The following is a 23,267-nucleotide window of genomic DNA, read 5'->3' as shown; positions in this document are numbered from 1 at the left end:
CCCAAGATGCCTCTCCCTGCCCGGATCGTGGTGACCGAGACGGAACGACGTCCGCCCGTCGGCCGTGTCCCGGCGTCGCCCGCCGCGCCGTTGGAGGCTTACCTCCACCGTGTTCGTTGCCACATGAGCCGGGTTCGTGCGTCCTTGGTGTCGACCATGGCCGGTTCAGACACTTTTTTCGCTTAGTTCGGCCATGCGGTTGTCCGCATTGCGGATGTTGGGAGTCTCGCGAGTTCACCGGATGGTCTTGGAGGTGTGCCTGCGTTCTGTGACCTCGTCAGTCTCGGACAGTGCCGGATGCAGGCCGGGGGGGTGGGGCGGGAGCGGTTGGCCGAGGCTTGGCCCGCCTGAGGGTACGTCCGTTGAGCGGCGTCACGGTGTGGGGTGACTTGGCCGGTAGCGCATCTGAGGAACAAGCGCCTCCGTGCTGAGGTGAAGGCCCAGAGGTCGCGCGCCCCGAGCTGCGATCCTTCCAGAGAGGGGGGACGCTCATGGCGTTCCTCAGGCACAAGTCCACGGGGTTCCGCTGCGCGGTGGCATGCCCGACCGGCCAGGGGTGGTCCGCGATGTTCCTGCGGCCCGGCAGTGCCGCGGGCATCAGTGAGACGACTCTGCTCTTCGACGCGGCGACCCATGAAGCGTACGGGGGGCAGTTCGCCGACCTGGCCAAGTACGAGTACCAGGACTTCAAGCTGTATCCGGAGGCCGTGCTGCAACTGCCCGACCACACGGACGGGGCGAAGCAGTACCTGTTCATCACCGGCGCGGAGAGCCTGCTCTACCGGGTGGGCACCGGAGCGGTGAAGCGTGAACCGCTGGCGATGCGCGCCTGGCTGCCCGCCGAGTGGAAGAACAACGTCGATGCCCTGCTGCAGGCGCCCAACTCGTCGGCGAACGAATGGCGCACCTATCTGTTCAAGGGCAGTCGCGTCATGACGTACAACGGGGGTGCCTCCTCCTCCGCCGCCGTCGAACGGGAGGCGCTGATCACCGAGGGCCCGGACGCGGACGCGCCGGGCTGGGCCAAGCTCCCGGCCGATTTCCAGTCGGACCTCGACCACGTCGTCGCGCTGCCCCCCGCTTCCGACGTACGCCGCTCACTGCTCATCAAGGGAGCCAAGGGGATCGTCCTCAACTGGCGTACCGGCGTGGAGAAGTCGGGCGCGGTCACCTCGCTGACCACCGGTCTGGGCAAGCTTCCGACGACGTACACGACGCAGTACCTCCCCGTGTCCGGGACCTACCGGGCCACCAACCTGGGCCTGACCGTGGAGGCACGCGTCGACGTCGACGGAGTCGGCACGCTGTCCACCATCAGCGGCGACCTCTTCACGGAGTCGGGCGGAACCACCGCCTACTCCAACTCCTTCCGCTCCGCCGGTGCGGAGGTGCAGTGGACCGGGACCTACATGGTGGTCACGGGCAAGGGACTCGCGTGGGCCACACCGCCGACCCGCCCCGCCACCATCGTCCAGCTCCTGATCCCGCTGACCGCGGCCGGCCAGCCGGCGTCCGCGGCCCAGTGGCTGTACCTGGAGGACGAGACTTACTACTACGACAACTGGCGCGACATGCCCAGGGTGTCCACGTACTTCCACACCGTCGACTACGAGGTCGACACGGTGGCCGGCGAGAGTGCGCTCGTCAGTTACGACACCTCCAAGGCCGCCGTACCTCCCGGGTACGCCAACCGGACACTCACCGTGCCCTCCTCGTTCGCCGAGGCGGGCATCGAGCTGCGCACCTCCGGCAGCAATGTCATCTCCCTCAGTGGGGCCGACACGGACCTGCTGTGGTCGAAGGCCGAGCTGCACGCGGCGATGGTGGCGAACTTCAGCGGTTACCGTGACGTACCGCAGTGGAAGCTGTGGACCCTGGTCGCGGGTGGTTACGCCGACGGCGACAGCAAGAAGATCGCCGGGACCATGTTCGACAGCATCGGCCTGCAGCGGCAGGGCATAGCGGTGTTCATGGAATGCAACACCCCCGGCACCAACGACGAGCTGCACACCTACGTCCACGAACTCGGCCACGCCTTCAACCTGCTGCACTCCTTCTCCAAGGGGGCGGCATCCCCGCCCGCGCCGTCGGGGCCCCTCGGTGGTTACGGCGACCTGTCGTGGATGCAGTATCCGCACCTCTACCAGGGGGACAGCAGTGCGGCCGTGGACGAGCGGGCCGCCGCGTTCTTCCGCGCCTTCCCGTTCCGCTTCACCGACGACGAGGTCCGGCATCTGCGGCACGGCTTCTACCGGAACGTGGTCATGGGCGGCAACGACTTCGTGACCGGCGCCGCCAAGGAGCAACCGTCCATGGAGTTGCTCACGCAGCCGCTGACCGACGAGTCCGGCCTCGTACTGGCGGTGGAGGGGCAGGCGGCCTTCGAGTACGGCGAACCGGTCGTCGCGCAGTTCAAGCTGGGCCGCACCGGCAGCCATGGCGACATCGCCGTGCTGCCCGAGCTGGACCCCGAGGCGGGGCACGTCACTGTCGCGATCACCGACCCCTACAACCAGACGCGCATGTTCCGGCCGCTCACTCGTACCTGCGGCAGGCACGAGACCACCACGCTCACCGCCGCGGCGCCCGCCGTCTACGCCAGCGTCTACCTCGGGTACGGCGCCGACGGGCTCTACTTCAGCGAGCCCGGCCTGTACAAGCTGACCGCCGCGTACCAGGCTCCTGACGGCTCTCGCGTGGTCTCGGCCCCGCGCACGATACGGGTCCGTCAGCCGCTCGTCCGCGACGACCAGCGGATCGGCGAACTCCTGATGGGCGACGACCAGGGCCAGTTGCTGACGTTCCTCGGCTCCGACGCGCCGCAGCTCAAGGGCGGCAACGACGCCTTGCAGGAGGTCATCGAACGCTACGGCGACCACCCGCTGGCAGCGCACGCCCGACTGGCCCGTGGTGCCAACGCAGGCCGCCACTTCCAGCACATCCGCGACGGGCGGCTCGTCGTCCGTGAACCCGACATCAAGGAGAGCGTCCAGCAGCTCGGCGCGGCCATCAACGCCTCCACAGGCGATGCGGGACTTGACAACATCACCCTCAACAAGGCGATGCGCCGCCTCGCCCGCGTCCACGCCAAGGACGGCAATCTCACCGAAGCGGACGCCGTGCTCGACAAGATGGTCCGCACATTCCAGGGCAAGGGCCTGCCCGCATCGGTCCAGAAGACCATCCAGGCGCAGGCGCAGAAGACCCGCGCGACGATCCACCAAGGCAAAACCAAAGCGATGCCCCGCAGGAAGAAGTAACTCCGCGCAGATCCACCACCCACGGCTCGAAGAGCCGTACCCGGACATGGCTCGGGCGGTTTTCGACCGCCCGGGCCAGTTCGGCCGAGGCAGTCGACGCCGGACTGCCGGCCTCGCTCACCATGCCTCAGAACCCATCTTTGCACCGGGCAGGGCGAAGGCTTTCGGCAATCAGCACGCGGCGACCGAGCCGCTTTTGCCCAGACCATTTCTCATCCGACCAACCTATTGCCTGACCTGGCAACTTGGACAGGCGATCAGGCAGCGCGAACCATCCTGGATGGTCGTGGGAGAGCTGCATCGGGCTGGACCGCGGGTCGCGTTAGACGGCGGGTCATGAGCGTGATGGCGGCGAGGGTGAGCATCGCTTTGGAGTGCTCGGGCAGCGACTCGAAGTCGCGCACGTTCCGGCGCGCGTGCGACAGCCACGCCAGGCTGCGCTCCACCACCCAGCGCCTCGGCAGGATCACGAACCCCTTTGCTCTTTTGGGCCTGCTCACGGTCTTGATCGTGAGGTGGAGCAAGGTCTTGGCCCAGGTGACGAGGGTGCCCGCGTAGGCCAAGTCGGCCCGGACGATGGTGATTTCGGGGTGCATGAGGCGGAGCCGGAAGAGGGCTTCACGGGCGGCGACGCTGTCGTGCATGTCGGCCGGAGTGACCGTCACGAACAGCGGGAGCCCTTTGAGGTCCACGATTATGTGCCTCTTCCGGCCCGGCGTCTTTTTCCGGCGTCACAGCCCGACGTGGCGCGCGGAGCGGTGGCGGCGACCTTGACGGACTGGGAGTCGATCACCGCCGCCACCGAGTTCGGGGAGGCGCTCATCGCCTGGCGGATCCGGCGTCGTAGCTGGTCACGGATCAGGTTGAAGACCCCGGCCGCGGACCATCGGCTGAAAAGATCCGAACACCGCCTTGAGGGCGGGTAATCGCCGGGAAGGGCCGCCCATTTGCAGCCCGTGTCGACGACATAGCGCAGGGCATCGACGATCTCCCGGCACGGATGGGCCTCGGGACGGCCGCCGCGCGGAGTCTGGCAGGCCGGCACCGGCAACCCGGGCTCAAGCAGGCCCATTCCAGGTCTGTGGTGTCCGAGGGATACCGGCGCCGGCGCATGACCACCGCCCTGTCAGGCGATCAGGTCGAGGGTGGACTCGACCGAGTTGAGCTGGACGACGATGTGCCGCACCCGCTTGTCGTCCGGGTCCACGGCGGCGTGCGGGGCGATGGTGCCGGTGATCAGACGGCGTACCTCCGTGAGCAGCACGTGGACCCGGGTCGTCTCGCGCCTGAGCAGGTTTGGCCGGTCCAGGAGCCGCGGATCGGAAGAGTGCCGTCCCAATCACTCCCCATGCCGAGCCCTCCGATATGTTCTTGCGGGCTCGCGCCGGCGGGTCCCACGCGTATTCGAGGGGGAAACGTGCCTGGCGAGCGGCTTGACGCGGAGTGGGTCCGGTCCTGGTGGGAGCAGGCCGACGCGGCGCTGACGAGGCTGATGCAGTCCTTCCTCCCGACGCACGGCTTTCCGCCCGGCCACAACGCCGTGATGCTCGCAACCGACGACAGCCACCAGGCGACGGACGCGCTCGTGGACCTGACGCCGATCCCCTCCGACCTGATCACTCTCTACTGAGTGATCGGCGAGGCTTCCCTGCCCGACGTCGACAACGGGTACTTCATCCACTCACCAGTAACGGTGGCGGAACACTTCCGCGAGTACGGCCCCGCTCCGATCGACGGCGAATCGATCGCGTTGGTCTTCGCCAGCGACGGCGGGGGCCATCTGTTCGCGATCGGAGACAGCGGACAAGTCTGGAAGTCCGCCACGGCCTCCTGGTTTGACGACTTCGAGGTCGCCGCGTCCGGCTTGCAGCAGTTCCTCGAACAGCTCGGCCGCCAGATCGCGAACCAGTCCTGACCATCAGCTGAGGAACAAACCGGCCCCTGCATGTCACTCGAGACTGGGGAATCGCGAGCAGGTCTGGGGCCACCCCTCAGCAGAGGGTGGCCGATTTCAAAGAGCGTCATCAACCCTGCGCGACGGTCACGCCCGTGCCGCGGTTCCTCGCAACTCGCCCGACGTCCTGGCGGAACTCTTCCGGATCGGGCTTGGGCACAGCGACATCCTTCCCACCCGCCCTATAGAGCAAGCCAGTTCAGATGTCACCCGATCGTGCGGCAGACCCTCCGCGTGGATCGCCGAGAGGGTGGGGCCGCGGGGCGGATTGAAGTACCGCCTGTGCAAGTTGCGCACCCGACCCTGTGGGCTGACGGCCCGTCATGCGGGCTCGGGGAGGGCGGGGTCCATGGCGTGGCCTCGGAGTCACGAGCTGGGAGCCGCGCCTGCTCGTCGAGGCTTGGTGCCCTTCTTGTGGTGGGCGGCTCGGGTGTATGCCACCCCGGTGGCGAGGACTGAACCACGAGGTCCGTGACCGCATCTGGGCTGCGTCGCCCGCGGAGGGTTGTCATCGAGGTGGTTCAGTCGCGGATGACCCGGGTGGCGCGGATGGCGCCGTCCTCGAGATCCCATTCCTTGAGGATGCTCCGGTACGTGCCACTGCTGATCAGCTCGTTCAGGGTCCGCTGGAGGGCCTTGCTCAGCGCGGCGTTGGAGCCCTGCACGGCCATGCCGACGGGGGTGCCCTCGGTCAGGTCGCCCTCGGCCAGATGGAATTCACCATCGGATTCCTTCGCCTGACCGACGGCGTACGGGAGGTCGCTGACGACCGCGTCCAGAGAGCCGTTGCGGAGCAGCTTCGGGTAGTCGAAGAGGTCTGCGGAGGTCTGTTTGATCGGCTTGGGGCCGCACTCCCGGTAGGACGCCTCGCGTATCGCCTCCTCGGAGCCGAAAGCGGCGACCCGCAGGCCGCACAGGTCGGCCCAGGAATGGATCTTCCTGGCCGTCTTCCACGGTGCGTAGGCCGTGTAGCCGTAGTCGAGGTAGTAGAGGAAATCGGTCCCTTGCCGTTCCTTCGCGTGCAAGGTGACGACCTTCGAGCTCGGCATGAGGACGTCGTACTCCTTGCCGAGCCCCTTGAACGGGTTGCCCGGACCGAATATCTCGACCCCGACGGTCCGCACCCGCAAGCCGAGCCGCTCACCGAGTGCCTTGGCCAGGTCGGGGTCTGGGCCGATCCAGTCACCCGCCTTGGGCCCAGGGCTGGTGTCCTCGAGCCAGCCGCTGTCGTTCGCGGCGTACGCCAAATTGTGTGCGCTGCCGCTGCGGGTGCCGGCGACGGCGACGGTGAGGGTGCCGGGGCGGATGAGGTGAAGCTTGTTCGCCTGCGCGTCGGAGCCGTCGTCTCCCTTGGTGTTGCCCAACGTGTATGCCGTGACGCCGATCAGCACGGCGGCGACGGCCGCGGCGACGGTGATCAACCACGGGCGTGTGTGGCGGGAGCCAGGCGCGGGCGGCGGGTCGAAGGGAGGCGGGCCCAGCGCGGTCTCCGTGGGCAGCGCAGCTTCGGGCAGCTCGGCCGTCGGCTCCGCATGCCTCGTCATATGCCCTTCGGCGACAGCGGCCAGCATTCCGTCGAGCCGCTCAGCCGCGGGCCTGGCCGCCGGGTCCCGGACCAGGAGCTCGGCCAGTACAGGTGCCAGCGCCCCCGCCCGCACCGGTGGAGGCAACTCGCCGTCGAGGACGGCCGCCAGTGTGGCCAGCGGGGTGGGCCGGCGCAGCGGGTTGTGCCCCTCGACGCAGACGTACAGCAGCATGCCCAGCGACCACAGGTCCGAGGCCGGGTCGTCGTCCGTGCCGCGGATGCGCTCGGGCGCCACGTAGTCGGGAGTGCCAACGAGTTCGCCGGTAGCAGTCAGCGAGGCGGAGGCGGGTCCTGTGGAGGTAGGGCGCTGCATGGCGGCGATGCCGAAGTCGGTGAGTATGGCGCCGCCGTCCGGGCGCAGCATGACGTTGGCGGGTTTGACGTCGCGGTGGCAGATCCCGGCGGCGTGGGCCGTGCGAAGTGCTGCCAGCACCTCGCGGCCGATCCGGGCGGCGTCGACGGGGTACAGCCGACTGCCATCGCCGAGCCGGTCCGCCAGACTGCGGCCCGGCACCAACTCCATCACCAGCCAGGGAAAGGAGCCTTCTCCCTCGTCGATGACGTGATGGATCGTCACGACGTTCGGGTGGCTGATGCGGGCCAGGGCGCGGGCCTCGCGCAGCATGCGTGAGGCGGCGGAGCCCTGCGGTGTCAGTTCGGGGGCGAGCGGGCGAACTTGCTTGAGTGCGACCTCACGGTGCAGCGCGAGATCGCGCGCCCGCCACACTGTGCCCATCCCACCGCTGCCGAGCCGCTCCACCAGTTCGAAGCGCCCACCGACGACCTGTCCGCTCTCGCCCTCGATCACGGAGGGAGGTTACGCGCTCAAGTACGTGGACAACAGGGCGCCCGTGGCGAACTCCGCAGGGAGCCTGGCCGCTGTGCCAGCGGCCAGCAGGTTGATCCGATGCCGATGTGCCAGGACTTCACCGTTCCTGCGTCCGCATTCTTCGTAGGGCGGGCGTCGGCCTCACCGCCGCAGGCGGAGGACGGTGGGACCGGCGGGCGCCGCCAGGAAGTCACTGGGCCAGTGTGCCGACGCGCCGCGGGGGAGGGGCGTACTTCCCGAAACGGGCCGGTCAGCCTGTGCGACCGTCCGCATAAACGCCTGGCGGGCCGCCGGCGTCACCGTATAGCTGACTGTGGTCTCCTCGCTGACGCTGCACCGGCGCTTCGACCCCCGGCCAGGGCGCATACGGACCCGACGCGGTGCCGCCCGTCACGGGAGACCGGTTCATGGGTCCTCTGAGCTTCTACGCCTGTATGACCTCCAGCTCGGCATCCAGCATGGCCGGCTTGGGCCCGCCCCACCAGCCGCCAGTCCAGCCCCGGAGTGACTGCCTGGCCCTACGCGATGATGTTGCATGGAGCAGGAGCGGAGAATGTGCATGCCCCGACAACCCGGCGAACCTAATCCGGTCACAGCACTAGGCGCCGTTTCGTTCGGATCATCTGCGAACCGTCCCGGCGCGCGCGGCAAGCCGCGTGTGCCGGGACGGTTGTTCTGGGCTCGGGTTGTGCGTCAGTTGGCTGCAGGGGTGGGGGTGTTGCGGTGCCGTACGAAGATCGCCGTGGGGATCGCGATGACGAGCAGGGTGATGCCGCCGATGAGTAGTCCGAGGTGGACGGCGTCGGTGAAGGCGCGTGCGGCGGCGTCGGTGACGGTGTGGGCGAGTTCCGTCGGCAGTGAGGCCGCGGTGTCGCCGCGGACAGCGCCGTCGGTGATTTTCAAGGCGTCGGGGGCTGGTATGCCCGAGGTGATCAGATGGTCTTCGAGGTAGCGGGGGAATCTGGTGGTGACGATGGTTCCGAGGATGCTGGGGCCGAGTACGGAACCGATCTGGCGGAACATGTTGACGGTCGCGCTGGCCATGCCGGCTTGCAGTCGCGGAACGCTGTTGACGGCGGCGGCCGTTGAGGGGGCGGTGAGCAGTGCCGAGCCGATTCCTGCGATGAGGAGGCCGGGCCAGAGTGCGCTGTAGCCGGTGAAGGGGCCGATGGCCAGGAGGGCGAGTGCGCCGCCTCCCGAGATGACGAGGCCCGCGGTCAGCATGAGGGTGAAGCCGACCTTCTGGACGAGGCGTCCGGCGAGGGCGCTGACGACGATGTAAGTGGCGAACATGGCCAGCAGCCGGATGCCGGTGGCCAGTGCGGAGAGCTGCTGGACGCGTTCCATGTACAGGACGGCGAGCAGGGATGTGCCGACGAAGCCGAACATGGATGCCGCGGCGACGCCCATCACCGCGGTGTAGGAGGGGTTGCGGAAGAGGCGCAGGTCCAGCATCGGGTCGTGGTGGCGGGCCTCGACGGTGAGGAACAGGACGAGGGAGACGGCGAAGACGCCGTACATGGTGAGGATGCGGCCCGAGGCGTAGCCGGAGGAGCCGCCCTCGATGATGGCGTAGGTCGCGGACGCGATCATGACGGTTCCCAGCAGGACGCCGGCGAGGTCCAGGCGCCGGGTCGGGTGTTTCGTCTCGGACACCAGGAAAGGTGTCAGGATCACGGTGACCGCGCCGATCACGACGTCGATCAGGTATACGGCGTGCCAGGTGAAGCTGCCGAGCAGCAGTCCGGCGCCGAGCGGGCCGACGGCCAGGCCGAGGCCGGAGCAGCTGGCCCATGCGCCGATTGCCTTGGTCCGCTGGTGGGGGTCGGTGAAGGAGTGACTGACGATCGACAGGCTGGCGGGAAGGACCGCTGCCCCGCCGACGCCCATGACCGCCTGTGCGGTGATCAGTAGTCCCGTGCTGTCGGCGGCGTAGGCCAGCAGGCTGCCGGCGGTGAACACCGCTGCTCCGCCGAGGAAGACCGTGCGGCGTCCGACCAGGTCGGCGAGGGTGCCGGCGAACATCACCAGGGTGGCGACGACCAGGGAGTAGGCGCTGGTCACCCAGACCAGCGTGCTCGCGGACGGATGCAGGTCCCGCTGGATGGCGCCGAGGGCGCCGATGGTCGAGGAGACGTTGACGAACGGCATCATCACGCCGAGGCACACGGTGATCACTCCGCGCCAGGGATGGGCGGGTATCGCGGCCGTGGGGGCGGCGGGTGTGGGTGCGGTGCGCACGCCTGACGGCTGGCTGCTGTTTTGCATAGCCAGGAAAGTAGCAGTCTGACTTGCCAAAAAGCTAGCCAGGTTAGGATGGGTGCATGGAACGCGCTGACCTGCACGACGAAGACACGGTGTTCACGCGCACAGGCGACTTCGCCGACCGGGATGCCTTCACGGCGGCCGGCTGGTGCGCCATGGAACGGTCCCTGGAGGTGGTCGGCACCCGCTCGGCGATGATGCTGATCAGAGAGGCGTTCTACGGCGGGCGCCGCTTCGACGATCTGGTCCGGCGCACCGGCCTCGCGGAGACGGTCGCCTCCAAGCGGCTGCGGCAACTGGTGGCCGATGGCCTGATGGCACGTCGGCCCTACCGGGTGCCGGGCGCGCGCACCCGGCACGAGTACGTGCTGACCGAGCGGGGACGCTCCCTGTTCCCGCTGTTCGTCGCGTTGATGAACTGGGGAAGAGCGACGGACGGCGGGCGGGGCGGAGTCGAACTCGCGCACGCCGGATGCGGCGAAGTGCTTCTCCCGGCCGTGCGGTGCGCGGCGGGCCATGACGTGAGCATCGAGGAGACCGAGGCGCGGCTCACCCCCTCCCGGCCCCCGGCCGACGAGCAGACCCAGTAGTCGCGCAGGAGCAGCGTTCGCGGCTGGCCGCGGTGTCAGCCCGCGAAGGGCTCCTCGGGGAGTGCGGGCTCCTGGGCGGTGCGGTCGCGCAGAAGGTCGCGGGCTTCGTCCAGGATCTCGCGCGAGAGGGCGGCGTCGTCGCTGGCGCGGGCGAGCAGGACGGCGCCTACGAGGAGGGCCAGTTCGGCGAGCGGGCGGTCGCCCGCATCGGCGTCGCGTCCGGAGCTGCCGTTCAGCCGGTGGAGCCCTTCCGCGAGATCGCGTACACCCGCGGTGAACGCCGCGCGCAGGGGGGAGCCGGGCTCGGCGCGGGCCGCGTCGGCGGCCACGGCGGCGGCCGGGCAGCCGTCGGCGGGGTGGTCCCGGTGCAGTTCCGAGAGGTACGTGGCCAGGAAGGCGTCGCGGGCTGACGCGGCGTCGGGCGAAGCCGGTTCGTCCGCGATTCGATCCATGGCGGCGCGGCGCTCGGTGAAGGCCGCCGCGAGCGCCTGGGTGAGCAGGTCGTCCTTCGAGGCGAAGTGCCGGTAGAAGCCGCCGTGGGTCAGCCCCGCTGAGGCCATCACCTCGGGCACGGTGACGCGCTCGGGCCCCTTCTCGCGAATCAGCCGTGACGTGTTCTCGACCACCTGCCGCCGGTGCTGCTCTGTCACCTCTCGCGACATACGAGGCATACCCGCGCCCTCTTTCTCCTGCCCCCGACCTGTCGGCCGTGTGCTGATCAGCCTACGGCAGCACCTCCCTGTTTTTGATGATGGCGATCATCTAATGTGTGGCTACTGCACGCGCCGTCGCGAACCGCCATGCGGCGTGACGGCGCGTGCCCGGACGCATCTCACGCCAAGGAACGCGCATGACCGCAATCGAAGGTTCCATCGCCCTGGTCACTGGTGGCCAACGAGGCATCGGCAAGGCATTCGTAGAACAACTCCTGGCCCGCGGCGCCACGAAGGTGTACGCCACCGCCCGCGACCCGCACCCCAGCGATGACCCCCGTGTCGAAACGCTCTTCCTCGACGTCACCCACGGCTACGCCGTCACCGACGTGGCCGAGAAGGCGCGCGACGTCGACATCGTCATCAACAACGCGGGCGTGCTCCACCCGGCTCCCCTGCTCACCGGCGACCTCGCGCAGGTTTTCGCCACCTTCGACACCAACGTCTACGGCCCGCTGCGCGTCGCCCAGGCGTTCGCCCCCATCCTGGCCGACAACGGCGGCGGCGCCCTGGTCAACATCCACTCGTTCCTGTCCTGGGCAGCAGGAAGCGGCGCCTACGGAGCCTCCAAGGCGGCCCTGTGGTCGCTGACGAACTCCCTGCGCATCGAACTCGCCGCACAGCACACCCAGGTCGTCGGCGTCCACCTCGGATTCGCCGACACCGAGATGGTCGCGGCCATCCCCACCCAGAAGATCGCGCCCGCCGACGTGGCACGCATCGTCCTCGGCGGCGTCGAGAACGGCGAGAGCGAGGTCCTCGTCGACGAGGTCACCCGCACGTTCAAGGCGGCGCTCGCCGGCCCGGTCGAGGACCTCGTCCTGCCCACCCTGCGCCGCTGAGCGCCAGCAGCCCGCACTCCAACGCCCTCACCCGGAGGAACTCATGCCGCTCTGGACCATCTACCATCCGCCCGGCACCTACACCCCCCAGCAGAAGAAGCAGTTCTCCGCAGACATCACCGGCTTCTACACCCGGTACGGAAACCTGCCGGCCTTCTACGTCGTCACCGTCTTCCAGGAGATCGACGCAGATTCCTTCCTCATCGGAGGCGAGCCCTCGGCCGCATCCGTAAGGATCAAGGCCGACCACATAGCCGTCCACGCCAAGGACCCCGACACCCGGGTCAGGACCCGCCAGATCCTGGCACGCATCCTCGCCCCCCACACCACCGAGCGCGGCCTGTACTGCGAGTTCCACATCGACGAAACCCCCCGTGACCTCTGGATGCTCGACGGCATAGCTCCGCCCCCGCCCGAGAGCGAAGCCCACCAGCTCTGGGTCGAAGAGAACCGGCCCATCCCCTACTGAGCCCAAAACGACCGGCGCACGCTTGGGTGCCAGGCGCGTCCGCCGCCTGGCACCGGCCGGCCGGCAGCGAGCAGAGCCCCGTACTCGTCGCTTCGTGCAGGTCATGCCACTCACGGCCGCTCCACGCCGGACCGTTTCCACGCTCCGGCCGGAGGGGGCCTTCCCTGACGGGAGTGTTCGATGATCGGCGGATCCGATGATCATTGAACACTCCCCCTTCACTGCGGCCCCGCAGCCGGGCCAGCTCCTCGGCCGGGCTGAGCGCGCTGCCACCCGGCGGCCCGGGCGCAGCCCGGCCGGCGTCCTTGCGGACCCACGTGCGCAGCGTCTCCCCGGTGATCCCGAGATCCGCGGCCACCGCCGCGTACGTCCGCTTGCCGCCCGACGCGCGATACAGCGCGACAGCATCCTTTCGGAACTCCTCCGGATACGGAGACTTCCGTCCCACCTGGACATCCCTCCCTGGACCATCAAGATCCATTGTCAGGGTGTCCAGTCCAAAGGGTCAGCCTCAGTCCGGTGGAGGCGAGGTCACCAGCCGGCCGTCCGGGGCGAGTGGGCGCGGGAGACGGAGATCGCGGGGATCGAGACGGTGGCCACGATCCGGTCGTAGCCGCCATCGAGGGCTGCATTGCCCGCGCGGCGCGCAACCGGCTCCACTCGACACTGGGCAGACCACGCCCATCAGATTCGGAGCCGCTCGATCCGTCGATCCGGGCATTGTCCAGCGGTTGATGTACGGCCGTGCGGGGTGCTGCTTGCGTCCGAAAAGCTGCTTGGTCACGCGTCGTTTCGCAGCATGGGCCTGTTGTGGTCCCCGGATGAACACTTCCACTGCGGGATGCCGTCTGTCAGCACCGGGTGCAGACCGAGGTGGTGTGTGGGGCACTGCGGCCAGACCATCCAGTAGCGAGCCATGAGGTAGTCCTGGACCGCCTCGGCGGTGTCCCGGGCGACGTCCGCCCGGTGGATGCCCTGGATGCTGAGGTTGCCGACCTGGGTCAGGCCCGTGGGTTCGAGTTCGTCCGGCTCGGAGAACGACATGGCTTCCTCGATGGTGAGGCCGGTGTCCTGGCGTGCCTGGGCGACGAAGTGGTGCATGTAGTGCCGGGCCAGTTCGATTCTGCGCTGCTGGATCAGGGGGGCGATACGGGACGAGGGGGCTTCGCCGTTGGTGGTGAAGGTCTGCCACAGGAATGCCAGGAAGTCGTTGGACGGGTCGATCTCGCCGAGCATGAGCCACAGGTCTTCGCACAGGTCGCGGGCCCATGCGAGGAAGGCGGGATCGGTCGGGACCTGAGGGCCGTCGGCGTGGGCGGACATGGGGGCTCCTTGAGCGGGGCGAGTGGTTCGCCGGGGGAGTTTTGACAGGGCGCCTATCGGCTGGTGGCTGGCCGTCCGCGGGGCGGGCGGCCGGCCACCGGTGGGGAAGCGGGACGGTACTAGCGGTGGTAGCGGCCGCTGCCGGAGAAGTTCTGCCCGGCGCTCCAGGCGTACTTGCGGCCGCCCAGGGTTGCGACGCCCTCCCAGGTGACGGTCACGCTGTCACCCGGGTCCAGCACGCAGTTGAACCAGCCGCACTTGAACCAGCCGCGCCCCTTGTCTTTGTTGTTGCTGTACCAGTATCCGTGGAACTTGTATTTGCCGTTCTCGCCGTGGCTGTAGGTCTCCTTCTTGACGTAGAACCCGTCGACGCTGATGGTCCACACGGCGCCGCAGTGGATGTAGGCGTTGCGCCACTGCTTGCGGAAGGTCAGGTAGTGGGACAGCGCACACCGGTTCTTGCTGTCGCAGGAGCGGCGGATGCCGATGCAGGTCAGCTTGGTGCACGAGTGCTGGTCACGGTATTTGAGGCTGGTGCCGCCGAGGTCGACGCCGCTGACGGGATCGCCGCACACGTATTCGTACGCGTTGCAACTGCCGCCATAGGCGGGGTCGGCAGACAGGAAGCGGCCCAGGGACCGGTCGTAGAGGCGTACGCCCATGATGACGTCACCGGAGACCGGCGCCGTAATCCGCTGCTGGCTGCCCAGCCGTCCGTATCCGGCAGCCGTGTCCCCGCGCCCGGATTCGTCGAAGTGCTGGACGGTGGCGGCGGCGTCCTCGGCCCGGGGCAGCTGGACGGCAATGTCGCCCTGGAGGTTGGACAGATGGAGCACTGTTGTGCCCCCTGTGGTGCGGGCCGCCATGTCTCCGTCGATGTCGGACACGTAGCGGTTGACGTCGGTGCCGTCGCTGGTCCAGGTCGGGCTGTCGCACGCGCAGCCGTAGTGGTTGGTCACCGCCGTGTCGCGCTGCCAGGCGGTTCCGTTCTTCGATTCGGTGGCCTGGACCGCGAGTCGGCCCGCGGCGTCGAGCTGCCAGGTGTTGCGGATGTCGCCGCGGGTCTGTGAGGCGGCGAGGTCGTTGCTGTAGTAGGTTAGGTCCGTGCCGTCCTTCGCCGTGGTGCGACCGAAGGCGTCGTAGGTGTGAGTGGTGAGCCGGTCGGCGCTGTCGTAGTTGTAGCGGACGGTGTCCTCTGCGGCGTCGTCCGCGGCGCTGTCGCAGTCGTCCGCCCGGGTGGTCAGAGACGTGCGGTTGCTGTTGGTGTCGAACGTGTAGGCGCGCGAGACGCATCCGGTGGCGGTGGTGTCCGACGCCTGGGTGAGGCGCCCGGCACCGTCGTAGGTGTACTCCGTCTTGGTCGAGACGCCGTCGGTCTGCGTGCGGCCCGTCTGGCGGCCCTGCGCCGTGTAGGCGGCATTGTCGGAGAGCACCGGGGTGCCGTCGGGCGCGGTGTAGGTCCTGCTGGTGCGGTGCCCTTCCGAGTCGCTGGTCAGCGTCAGTGTGTAGCCGCCTGGCAGGGTTTGCCGGATCAGCTTGCCGTCGACGTCGTAGGTGCCCTCGAAGGTTCCGGCCACCGAGTCCGTGAGCGTCTTGCGGTTGCCCGCGGTGTTGTAGGTGTATGTCACCGTCGACGGGGCCGAGTCGGTCATCTTCACCGGCCGGTCCAGGCCGTCGTAGGACGTGGTCGTGACGTTGCCCGCCCCGTCGTCGTATGCGTAAGGGCGGCCCAGGCCGTCGTAGCGGCTGGTGATGGTCTTGCCGCCGGAGGATTGCGTCAGCGTCCGGCCCGTGGCCGGGTCGTAGGTGTACGACGTGGCGGGAGTCGGCGGTCCGATGGGGCCAGAGAAGTCATGCACAGCCATACGCGGCCCCCACGCGGACTCGAGGTCGTCCAGGAAGACGGCCTCCAGCTCCTTCTCCCACTGGCCGCGCAGGAGGAACGGCGCGGCCTCCATCCGCTCCACGATGACCAGGGTCTCGGGCTGTCCGATCAGCGCGTACCGGCCGTGCGAGGCGGGCTTGCTGCCCGGCCCGTACGTGCGCAGCATCTCCTCCAGGCGCGGGCGGTGCTGCTCCACTAACGCCTCCAGGCGCTCGATGTATCCCGCGCGTTCCTCGGGGCGCACCCCCTGCTCAGCGCTACGTCCAGGAAGTCCGACCCGTCCGGCCAGTGCCGCTCGCCGGGTGCGGCCACGGCCCACGGGAAGCGTTCCGCGGTCGCCAGGACGTCCTTCGCGTCCAGCGCCGGGACTGCTGGCTATGGAGGTCTGAACAACAATCGGCACAGCCAGCAACATGATGACCCCTTCCGCGGCCTGTACTTCAAGGGCAGCGGCTGCATGTGCACAGGGTTTAACCCCGTGCATGTGCACAGGGTTAATTCCCACCTGCGGAGATGGCTGTGGGGTAAGCACATCGGCGTGCGTATCGCCCGCAAGGGAATCGAGCGCAGCGAACAGCTCGGCCGCCGCAGGTGGGTGTTCGAGCGGCCCATGTCCCGGTTGTGGGGCTACCGGCGTCTCGGTCCCCGCTACGAGCGCGCTCCCCGCAACTACCTGGGCTTGCTCGGACCCGCTGCCGCCTTGTGCTGCTACAGCGGCTCGTCCGCCTCACCACGTAGGACACGGTCTCAGCAGCGCATTTGCCATGGGAGGTACGAGCTGTCGATGTGATATCGGCCAGCTCTCGGCACTTTGAGGCGCGCCCACTCACCGTCACGTTCGATGCAGCCGGCGCTGGTGCGCAGCCACGGGGAGTAGGCGATACGCAGGCTTACCGTCCCCTGTTTCCGGGCGCGGATGGTGACTTGGGCGTTGTCGCTGCTGACCACAGACGCACCGGCGCCGATGGCCAGGGGCCTGGCGTGCTTGACTGCGTAGATCTGCCAGTTTGTGTCATGCCATACACGTTCCAGCCAATTAGGCTCGCTCCTTACGAGTTCAGCCTCATCTTTCGCTGCGAAGTCGGGCTTGCCGTTTGGCAGAACGACGTACTTCACCGCCCAATTGTTGAGCCATGAGCGGTACCTCGCGGCGGAGAACCGGCCTTCGTAAAAGAGGTCACCGCGCTCTACATCGACCTGACGATTCCATCCGCGTGCGAGATTCACGTAGGGGCCAAGCACGGTGGTCTCCCGGTGGTTGACTGCTGGCACGACCTCCACGCGGGTCCGGCTCGCACCTAGCCGGTCCAGTGCCGCCAGTGCGCCGTGTGCTTCTGTGGCCCATGTCGGCACCGGTGTCGACATCTTCGTGACATGGATGGTGTGCGCCGTGACCCACTGGGTGGAGAGCATGAGCGCGACCGCGAGCGCCGCTCTTTGCAGCAGGCGCCCCTTGCCGGCGAGTACCGCAGCGAGCAGCACCGGGCCGCTGAACAACTCAGCCGGCTCTGCAGCATTCTCGGCGTCGCCCGCTCGAGCTTCTACTACTGGCGCCGGACGGCTGCGGACCGGGCCCCCCGGCAGGCTGCCGACGCGAAGCTCGCCACCCGGATACGGGCGGTGCACCAGGGATCGGACGGCACCTATGGGGCTCCGAGAATCACCGCCGAGCTCCGCGAGACGGGCGGCGAGGCGGTCAACCACAAGCGCGTCGCCCGGATTATGCGGGCGTCCGGGATCGAAGGAGTCCGGTTGCGCCGCCGGCACCGCACCACCGTCCCCGACCCGGCCGCCGCCAAGCCGTCCGACCTGATCGGCCGCGACTTCACCGCCCAGGCCCCGAACACGAAGTACGTCGGCGGCATCACCAACCTGCCCATCGACGGCGCGAAGTTCTGCTACCTGGCCACCATCATCGACCTCGCCTCACGGCGTCTGGCCGACTGGGCGATCGCCGACCACATGCGCGCGGAACTCGTCACCGAAGCCTTGGCCGCGGCTGTCCGGAGCGGCAGCCTCGCCGGATCGATCATGCACACCGACCACGGAGCCCAGTACACGAGCAGGACTTTCGCCGAAGCCTGCAGTTCAGCAGGGGTCCGGCGAAGCATGAGCGCGGTCGGGTCCAGCGCGGACATTGCACTCGCCGAGTCCTTCAACGCCACCTTCAAACGCGAGACCCTGCAAGGACGAAAAAGCTGGTCCAACGAGCGCGAGGCCCGACTCGACGCCTTCAGATGGCTCCACCGCTACAACACCAGACGCCGACACTCACGCCTCGGACAACAATCACCCATCACCTTCGAGAACGCCCTCCACCACACGCCAACTACGCTGGCACAAGCCGCATAACCCGTGTCCAGGATTCGAGGTCAAGGCCCACAATCGTATCCATGTCGAACGCCCGCCAGCAGATCGCCTCGATCTCCTCGGCGGCAAGTGACTGCTGGAACGCCCCGGACGTACGCTCAACCGGCTGGAAGTCCATAGCATCCACCATGCCCGCAACCGCCCGCCCACGTCACGCGGGCCGGTACGTGCGCCGGCCCGTCGTGTCGTACACCGCGCGCACGGCTGACAGCGGCCCGTACCGCCCACAGCCACGCCGCCCGCCCTCGCCCCCGGCTGCCGAGCCAAGAGTCAACGCCCCTGCGCTCCCCGCGGCATGAGCGCCCCCATTAGGAGCAAGAGGCAACTGGCGCACGACGGTGAAGTGTTGGCGACGGGCACGTACGCCTGGCTGCGGGTCGCTACGGTGGTGCTGCGCCCTGCACCCCGTACGGCCGACAGGAGCAACGATGACCGCCCCCGCGCAATCCGCCCCTTCGGTGCCTGACCTCACGAAGGTGGCCATCGAGCTGCATCACCGCCATCGTCTGGCCGATCTCGCCGCCGGTCTGCAGGAGTGGCACATCCGTGTCCTGGACGGCGAGCATCAGGTGGGCAGCCTGCGTGCGGCGCGGTGCCGGCACTACGACGCCGACAACCTGGCCGCGCGCATGACCGACCACGGCGGGCTCTGCGAGATCGCCGCCGGCCAGCTCCTGACCCCGGACGGCGGCCTCGCGCCCGAGTTGGAGGCCGCGGTCGAGCAGCCCGGCCACTTCCTGGTCCTGGACCGCCTGCAGATCCAGGCCCCCTTCGACGACCTCACCCTCATCACCACCGTCGTCGCCGACGTCATCGACCGCCTCAGCGACAATTACTACGCCGTCGTCCTGCCCCGTGCGACATCGAACGCCGAGGCCGACATGGGCACCAGGCTGCTGTCCCAGGCCGCTGCCGACCTTGCCGCCGAACCGTTCTCCGACGAACTGCACCTCATCGACACCTGCATGGCCGCGCCCGAGGAAGCCGCCGCCCGCGCCCGCGCGCGGTTCGTCTCTCGCGTCCACCATCCTCATTGGCACCTCGACGATGAGGACGACGAGGACGAGGGCCCGCTGACCCCGCGTACGGCCGCCGTCCTCGCCCGGGCGGGCGAGGAACTGTCCACGCTGGCCTGGCAAGAGGTGACGGCGCTCGGCGACGAACCGCTGGCGCACGGCGCCGGCGGCGTCTTCGGCCAGCTCCCGGCCATCACGCGGCGCCAGGACGGGCAGTGGCGCCGACAAATGGCCCGGGCCTTCGACGACCTCACCGGCGACCTGCGCACCGCAGCGCCCGCAGGAGTGGAACCGCAGTGCACGGGCGAGGAGATGGCCCTGCACCTGATGATCATCCGCGCCCGGTCGATCACCACCAACCGGCCGCGGGCCGTCCAGGACCTCGTCGCTCATCTGCCCCAGAGCGGCGCCGACTACGACTGGCCGGGCTGCTCGGACCTCCTCTTCGAGGACCATGACGTGCTGATGCTCTTCGACGCCCGCCTCGACGGCATGGAAGACCCGGACAGTGATGTGCACCAGGCGTTGGGCATGGTGAACCTCGCCGCCGATGAGTGGTTCGAGCCGTTCCGAGCCGAAGGCGCCCGTGACCCCGACCGTGCCTTTCGCCGCTGACACCCGGATAAGCAGCACGAAGATGCGCTCTCCCGGTGCCAGACGCCGAGCGGTCTGGGGGACAGGGCTACGCGGCCGCTCGGAGCGCCGAACGCAGCGCCTGCGCCACGGGCGGTGCGAAGGCGCTCAGCAGATGCGGGTTGAGCCGGGGGGAGAAGGACAGCATGAGTTCCCCCGGTCCTCACCGTCCTCGCACAGGGCGTGATCCTCAATGGCCCAGACGGTGTCCGGCTCCAGCCCTTCCACGGGGTTGTAGACGACCGTGCGGCCCCCGGGCCGGGCCTGGTGCTGCGCCAGTGCCGCGCGGATCACGGCCGCATACGAGCTGGCGAAAAGCTCGGCGAGGCGGGCATCGCTGTGCGGCCCTACTGCGATACGGAGCTCTGCCGCCTCGATTGCGAGCACCAGGTGAACGCTCTTGTCGTCGTCCACCATCGCGTGCCCGCCGGCGGTGACGGTGTGCCAGCCGCCGACAGGGGCAGTCCCCTGGCGTCCGTCGGCGTCCGTGACGGTGTTCGTGTAGTCGAGCGTGGCGGCCTTCACCTCCGCCTCGGCGTTCTCCTCAGGGGTCTGGCACGTCGGGCAGAGCAGACCGATCGGGACGCCCTTGTCGAACTCGGTGTTCCACCGGCTAGCGTCACTGCTCTCCTTCCAGCAGGCGCGGGTGCAGCGGACGCAGTGTCCCAGGGGCCGGATCTTGTTACGTGCCATGCCGGCCATCCTCCCGCCCCGATGTCAGCTCCCCGGACCCGTTCGGGGCCCCTACGGGATGGTCTTGGAGGCCGGCTGTTGACGCGTACTCTGCGTACTTTACGCACTGCCCCCACGACCTCCCGCGGCGCTGGCTGCCGCGGGTACGCAGCCCGGACGCCAGTGTTTCGTTGGCGGGCCCGGCGCTGGTAGACCACCTCCGGCTGAGGCATTGGCATGGGACGTCCTCGATGGACCGGGTGCCCGCCTCGTCACACCCGAAGCCGGTGACACGCGCGGAGCACACGGGCGGTCGGCGATCGTTGCGTCGCCACCCCTGCAGGGTGAGCTGAGTCCTTGCCCTCCTGGCCAGGGTGTGTTCTGTCTCCTTGGGGTGTTCTTCGAGCTGGTGACGTGGCGCCGATGTCCTGGGATATAGGGCACGCCTCCGGCGGTCTGTGCACGTCTGCCGGATCGGCATCCGGCAGTCTCCACCCAGGGACCACGCCCGGCCGACACGCGCACAAGAGGACGAATTGGCGTTCTCCCTTGGGCGTCGCTGCTTATGTGGGGGTCAGCGCACACCTCAAGAAATGGAATTCTCATGTGCCGTGGTCTACTCGTCAGCGCGCTTACCCTCACCGCCGCCCTGGTCGCGTCACCCGCCCTGGTTGCGTCACCCGCGCTGGCCGCGGACCCCGTACAGATCAAGAACGTCGGCAATGGCAATTGTCTGACCGTCGCCCCAAATTCCGTGTACACCTTGCTATGCGGCGCGGGGGGGCCGGCCAATCAGCAGTGGACCGTGGAGAACGGGCAGATCAAGAACGTCGGCAATGGCAATTGTCTGACCGTCGCCCCAAATTCCGTGTACACCTTGCTATGCGGCGCGGGGGAGCCGGCCAATCAGCAGTGGACCGTGGAGAACGGGCAGATCAAGAACGTCGGCAATGGCAATTGTCTGACCGTCGCCCCAAATTCCGTGTACACCTTGCTATGCGGCGTGGGAGAGCCGGCCAACCAGCAGTGGACCGTGGCCTGAGTGAACACCTGTTCGTGAAGGCCGGTCCCCCTCCGGCACCAGGGCCGCCGAGATCCTGGCCGCCACCGGCACGGCTCTCACCGCATTGGTCCGGCGGTAGCCACCCGGCCCCTGGGTGGCCCGCGCGTGCGGACACCAGGGGCCGTTTGCCACCCACAGGCGATCACTCGATCGCGTGCGCGATCCTCCGCTCAAGGCAACGGGGGCTGCGATCCACGGCCTTCCCACCCGCTCCCCGAGCCGACGGCAGAACTGTCCATCCGGGGGCAGAGGCGGCGAGAAAAGCGGGCAGGGCGCTCGCGAGGTCGTTGTAGCGGGCGGCGGTGAATGCCTCGCGTGCGGCGGCCGCCGAGGAAGCCAGTGCGCGCAGTGGCGCGGGGAGTGGTGCGTGGTCGACGGACGCGATGCTGAGATCCCGCCCTGGCGAAGCCGCTCAGCGCGCCAGCGGAATAGACGTGCGGCAGCCACGTAGGGCCCAGGATCGCTTCCACCCAGGTCTCTTGCGGGTCCACTGCCATCCGGGTCCTGAGCTGCTTGTTCTGCGCGGCGACTGATGGCGTCAGGATGCGTGAATCAACTGGTTCGCAGGGCGAGAGGCCGGTCCCAGGTTCCGTGTGCGGCAAAGGCGCGCAGGACGGGTTCGATCACGTCGGCTGCGTCACGGGTGAGCCCGTTGGGAGTGAGGGTGGCCCGGTGGCAGATCGGGCGGCCAGCCTCGGTGCCGTAGTCAGCGTACTTCCCGTCGTCGTAGCGGCCGGCGGCGGCTTCGACGTCGATGAGGCCGAAGGCTTCGAGCTGGCGGTGGGTCTCGTAGGCGTCGCGGCTGAGCCCGAAGTGGCCGGCGCGTTCGGTACCGGTGACGTAGGGCTCGGCGTGGACGGGGTTCTGGTTGATGTCGAGCCACATCAGGTAGGAGACGGTCTCGCTGGGGGTGAGCACATTGACCCAGCCGCGGGTGAAGAACTCGGTCGGCACGTTGACGCCGGGCAGCGCGCCACGGGGCACCTTGTAGGGGATGGGGGCGGCCTTGGTGCTGGCGCCGCTGTCGCACAGGAGCTGGAAGTCCCGGAAGGGCCGGGATGTCCCGGCGTTGGGAAGCTCGAGCAGCTGATGCTCGTGCAGCTTCTTGACGGCTTCGGTGATCTGCCGGGCCTTGTTGACGCGGGGGCTGGCGACCCGCGGACCGTCGGGAGTGTGGCGGGCGTGCGCGCCGAGCAGCCCCATCCAGGAGAACGGCCGGGTGCTGTCGGGCTCGATCGGGATGCGGTTGGGCCACTTGTGGCCCGGGGCGGTCTGACAGTGGGCGGCGAACAGCAGAACGAGGTGGAAGCGACCGGCGACGCCGCGCGGGGCGATCAGGCGGGCGGCGGGGGGCTGCTCGGCGCGGGGCAGGCCGTTGCGCTCCCGGTCGACGTGGCGGGGCTCGTCGTGGCGGAGGTAGGTACGGCGCAGCCGGATCGCGGCGGGCGCGCGGCCGCGGGAAGCCAGCTCCTCGGCGGCATCGGCGACGGCGGCCAGGGCGCCGCTGGTGCGCAGCGTGGTGAGCTTATGCGCACCAAGCGCGGCGGGCCGCGTGGCCCGCGGCAGGTCGACATCAACGACAAGCCCCGCCGGGCCATCGACTCCGCGCGCAGCCGGTACGGCGTCCAGGCGCCGCCGGGGAAGATCATCGCGGATCTGTCGCTAGGTCGTGTCCGCAAAGTGGTTGGGTCGTTGGTGTCTTTGTGGTGCGTCGACATGAGCTGACTGATGAATCGTGGGCGGTGATCGAGCCGTTGCTGGTCCCGCCGCGGATGGGGCGGCCAGTACGGGATCGCCG

18 protein-coding genes and 5 pseudogenes are annotated in these 23,267 nt (G+C 68.7%); 12 read left to right on the top strand and 11 right to left on the bottom strand.

Features of this window, described 5'->3' with window-relative positions:
- Nucleotides 1-491 precede the first annotated feature (491 nt).
- Nucleotides 492-3,260 (top strand): hypothetical protein, encoded by a 2,769-nt coding sequence (locus ACIRF8_RS31445; protein WP_404220334.1) that lies wholly within the window; start codon nt 492-494, stop codon nt 3,258-3,260.
- 317 nt (nt 3,261-3,577) lie between these two features.
- Here the strand turns inward: ACIRF8_RS31445 and ACIRF8_RS31440 are convergent.
- Nucleotides 3,578-4,373: pseudogene (locus ACIRF8_RS31440) on the bottom strand (IS5 family transposase); the annotation flags it as partial.
- A gap of 13 nt (nt 4,374-4,386) precedes the next feature.
- Nucleotides 4,387-4,518 (bottom strand): annotated as a pseudogene (locus ACIRF8_RS31435) (RacP protein); the annotation flags it as partial.
- 159 nt (nt 4,519-4,677) lie between these two features.
- On the opposite strand from ACIRF8_RS31435, the gene ACIRF8_RS31430 reads away from it, so the two are divergent.
- Together ACIRF8_RS31430 and ACIRF8_RS31425 are read left to right on the top strand one after the other, a co-directional pair.
- A complete protein-coding gene (locus tag ACIRF8_RS31430; RefSeq protein WP_404220333.1) occupies nt 4,678-4,890 on the top strand; it encodes a hypothetical protein in 213 nt (70 codons plus the stop codon).
- Nucleotides 4,891-5,175 (top strand): hypothetical protein, encoded by a 285-nt coding sequence (locus ACIRF8_RS31425; protein ID WP_404220331.1) that lies wholly within the window; start codon nt 4,891-4,893, stop codon nt 5,173-5,175.
- 560 nt (nt 5,176-5,735) lie between these two features.
- On the opposite strand, the gene ACIRF8_RS31420 is transcribed toward ACIRF8_RS31425, so the two are convergent.
- Nucleotides 5,736-7,607 carry a serine/threonine-protein kinase gene (locus ACIRF8_RS31420; RefSeq protein ID WP_404220330.1) on the bottom strand — a complete coding sequence of 624 codons (1,872 nt, stop codon included), beginning with the start codon at nt 7,605-7,607 and terminating at the stop codon, nt 5,736-5,738.
- 714 nt (nt 7,608-8,321) lie between these two features.
- Nucleotides 8,322-9,896 (bottom strand): MFS transporter, encoded by a 1,575-nt coding sequence (locus tag ACIRF8_RS31415; RefSeq protein WP_404220329.1) that lies wholly within the window; start codon nt 9,894-9,896, stop codon nt 8,322-8,324.
- Nucleotides 9,897-9,952: 56 nt separating this feature from the next.
- Between ACIRF8_RS31415 and ACIRF8_RS31410 the strand changes: the two genes are divergently transcribed.
- A complete protein-coding gene (locus ACIRF8_RS31410) occupies nt 9,953-10,483 on the top strand; it encodes a winged helix-turn-helix transcriptional regulator (protein WP_404220327.1) in 531 nt (176 codons plus the stop codon).
- A gap of 35 nt (nt 10,484-10,518) precedes the next feature.
- Here the strand turns inward: ACIRF8_RS31410 and ACIRF8_RS31405 are convergent, their stop codons facing one another.
- The gene (locus ACIRF8_RS31405; protein ID WP_404220325.1) at nt 10,519-11,133 is read right to left on the bottom strand and encodes a TetR/AcrR family transcriptional regulator; all 615 of its coding nucleotides are present in this window, start codon (nt 11,131-11,133) and stop codon (nt 10,519-10,521) included.
- Between the two features lie 200 nt (nt 11,134-11,333).
- Between ACIRF8_RS31405 and ACIRF8_RS31400 the strand changes: the two genes are divergently transcribed.
- Entirely contained in the window at nt 11,334-12,038 is a 705-nt protein-coding gene (locus tag ACIRF8_RS31400; RefSeq protein WP_404220323.1) for an SDR family oxidoreductase, read from the top strand.
- 43 nt (nt 12,039-12,081) lie between these two features.
- Nucleotides 12,082-12,507 carry a tautomerase family protein gene (locus ACIRF8_RS31395; RefSeq protein WP_404220321.1) on the top strand — a complete coding sequence of 142 codons (426 nt, stop codon included), beginning with the start codon at nt 12,082-12,084 and terminating at the stop codon, nt 12,505-12,507.
- 220 nt (nt 12,508-12,727) lie between these two features.
- On the opposite strand, the pseudogene ACIRF8_RS31390 reads toward ACIRF8_RS31395, so the two are convergent.
- From ACIRF8_RS31390 to ACIRF8_RS31380, 3 genes and pseudogenes are all read right to left on the bottom strand, one after another.
- Nucleotides 12,728-12,955, bottom strand: a pseudogene (locus ACIRF8_RS31390) (transposase); the annotation flags it as partial.
- Nucleotides 12,956-13,287: 332 nt separating this feature from the next.
- Nucleotides 13,288-13,830 (bottom strand): hypothetical protein, encoded by a 543-nt coding sequence (locus ACIRF8_RS31385; protein ID WP_404220319.1) that lies wholly within the window; start codon nt 13,828-13,830, stop codon nt 13,288-13,290.
- A gap of 119 nt (nt 13,831-13,949) precedes the next feature.
- Complete coding sequence (locus ACIRF8_RS31380) at nt 13,950-15,911, bottom strand: RHS repeat-associated core domain-containing protein (protein ID WP_404220317.1); 1,962 nt, start codon at nt 15,909-15,911, stop codon at nt 13,950-13,952.
- 204 nt (nt 15,912-16,115) lie between these two features.
- Between ACIRF8_RS31380 and ACIRF8_RS31375 the strand changes: the two are divergent.
- Nucleotides 16,116-16,453 (top strand): annotated as a pseudogene (locus tag ACIRF8_RS31375) (IS5/IS1182 family transposase); the annotation flags it as partial.
- Between the two features lie 9 nt (nt 16,454-16,462).
- Here the strand turns inward: ACIRF8_RS31375 and ACIRF8_RS31370 are convergent.
- Nucleotides 16,463-17,128, bottom strand: a complete 666-nt coding sequence (locus tag ACIRF8_RS31370; RefSeq protein WP_404220315.1) for a hypothetical protein — start codon at nt 17,126-17,128, stop codon at nt 16,463-16,465.
- On the opposite strand from ACIRF8_RS31370, the gene ACIRF8_RS31365 reads away from it, so the two are divergent.
- Nucleotides 17,090-18,067 carry an IS3 family transposase gene (locus ACIRF8_RS31365; protein WP_404220313.1) on the top strand — a complete coding sequence of 326 codons (978 nt, stop codon included), beginning with the start codon at nt 17,090-17,092 and terminating at the stop codon, nt 18,065-18,067. The two genes, ACIRF8_RS31370 and ACIRF8_RS31365, sit on opposite strands and share 39 nt — an antisense overlap.
- 446 nt (nt 18,068-18,513) lie before the next feature.
- Nucleotides 18,514-19,716, top strand: coding sequence for a hypothetical protein (locus tag ACIRF8_RS31360; RefSeq protein WP_404220311.1), 1,203 nt, complete (start codon nt 18,514-18,516; stop codon nt 19,714-19,716).
- A 126-nt stretch (nt 19,717-19,842) separates the two neighbouring features.
- Here ACIRF8_RS31360 and ACIRF8_RS31355 read toward each other — a convergent pair whose 3' ends face one another.
- Complete coding sequence (locus ACIRF8_RS31355; RefSeq protein WP_404220309.1) at nt 19,843-20,427, bottom strand: hypothetical protein; 585 nt, start codon at nt 20,425-20,427, stop codon at nt 19,843-19,845.
- A gap of 583 nt (nt 20,428-21,010) precedes the next feature.
- On the opposite strand from ACIRF8_RS31355, the gene ACIRF8_RS31350 reads away from it, so the two are divergent.
- Nucleotides 21,011-21,448, top strand: coding sequence for an RICIN domain-containing protein (locus tag ACIRF8_RS31350; RefSeq protein WP_404220307.1), 438 nt, complete (start codon nt 21,011-21,013; stop codon nt 21,446-21,448).
- 573 nt (nt 21,449-22,021) lie between these two features.
- Here the strand turns inward: ACIRF8_RS31350 and ACIRF8_RS31345 are convergent.
- Entirely contained in the window at nt 22,022-22,672 is a 651-nt protein-coding gene (locus ACIRF8_RS31345; RefSeq protein WP_404220305.1) for a hypothetical protein, read from the bottom strand.
- A gap of 75 nt (nt 22,673-22,747) precedes the next feature.
- Between ACIRF8_RS31345 and ACIRF8_RS31340 the strand changes: the two genes are divergently transcribed.
- Nucleotides 22,748-23,194, top strand: coding sequence for a hypothetical protein (locus ACIRF8_RS31340; protein WP_404220303.1), 447 nt, complete (start codon nt 22,748-22,750; stop codon nt 23,192-23,194).
- Nucleotides 23,173-23,267 (top strand): annotated as a pseudogene (locus ACIRF8_RS31335) (IS5/IS1182 family transposase); the annotation flags it as partial. The gene ACIRF8_RS31340 and the pseudogene ACIRF8_RS31335, both read left to right, overlap by 22 nt.

The sequence above is a fragment of the Streptomyces sp. NPDC102406 genome, assembly GCF_044765725.1.
In the GTDB taxonomy this organism is placed as follows: domain Bacteria; phylum Actinomycetota; class Actinomycetes; order Streptomycetales; family Streptomycetaceae; genus Streptomyces.
The sequence above is the reverse complement of the archived record's forward strand: the minus strand, read 5'-3'. Positions and strand labels throughout refer to the sequence as shown.

What these genes read in the sequence shown, in the direction of transcription:
- ACIRF8_RS31385 (WP_404220319.1), bottom strand. Translation starts at nt 13,830, where the DNA reads ATGTCCGCCCACGCCGACGGCCCTCAGGTCCCGACCGATCCCGCCTTC.
- ACIRF8_RS31395 (WP_404220321.1), top strand. Translation starts at nt 12,082, where the DNA reads ATGCCGCTCTGGACCATCTACCATCCGCCCGGCACCTACACCCCCCAG.
- ACIRF8_RS31410 (WP_404220327.1), top strand. Translation starts at nt 9,953, where the DNA reads ATGGAACGCGCTGACCTGCACGACGAAGACACGGTGTTCACGCGCACA.
- ACIRF8_RS31415 (WP_404220329.1), bottom strand. Translation starts at nt 9,896, where the DNA reads ATGCAAAACAGCAGCCAGCCGTCAGGCGTGCGCACCGCACCCACACCC.
- ACIRF8_RS31345 (WP_404220305.1), bottom strand. Translation starts at nt 22,672, where the DNA reads ATGGGGCTGCTCGGCGCGCACGCCCGCCACACTCCCGACGGTCCGCGG.
- ACIRF8_RS31355 (WP_404220309.1), bottom strand. Translation starts at nt 20,427, where the DNA reads ATGGCACGTAACAAGATCCGGCCCCTGGGACACTGCGTCCGCTGCACC.
- ACIRF8_RS31370 (WP_404220315.1), bottom strand. Translation starts at nt 17,128, where the DNA reads ATGCTCTCCACCCAGTGGGTCACGGCGCACACCATCCATGTCACGAAG.
- ACIRF8_RS31365 (WP_404220313.1), top strand. Translation starts at nt 17,090, where the DNA reads ATGGATGGTGTGCGCCGTGACCCACTGGGTGGAGAGCATGAGCGCGAC.
- ACIRF8_RS31360 (WP_404220311.1), top strand. Translation starts at nt 18,514, where the DNA reads ATGACCGCCCCCGCGCAATCCGCCCCTTCGGTGCCTGACCTCACGAAG.
- ACIRF8_RS31350 (WP_404220307.1), top strand. Translation starts at nt 21,011, where the DNA reads ATGTGCCGTGGTCTACTCGTCAGCGCGCTTACCCTCACCGCCGCCCTG.
- ACIRF8_RS31445 (WP_404220334.1), top strand. Translation starts at nt 492, where the DNA reads ATGGCGTTCCTCAGGCACAAGTCCACGGGGTTCCGCTGCGCGGTGGCA.
- ACIRF8_RS31400 (WP_404220323.1), top strand. Translation starts at nt 11,334, where the DNA reads ATGACCGCAATCGAAGGTTCCATCGCCCTGGTCACTGGTGGCCAACGA.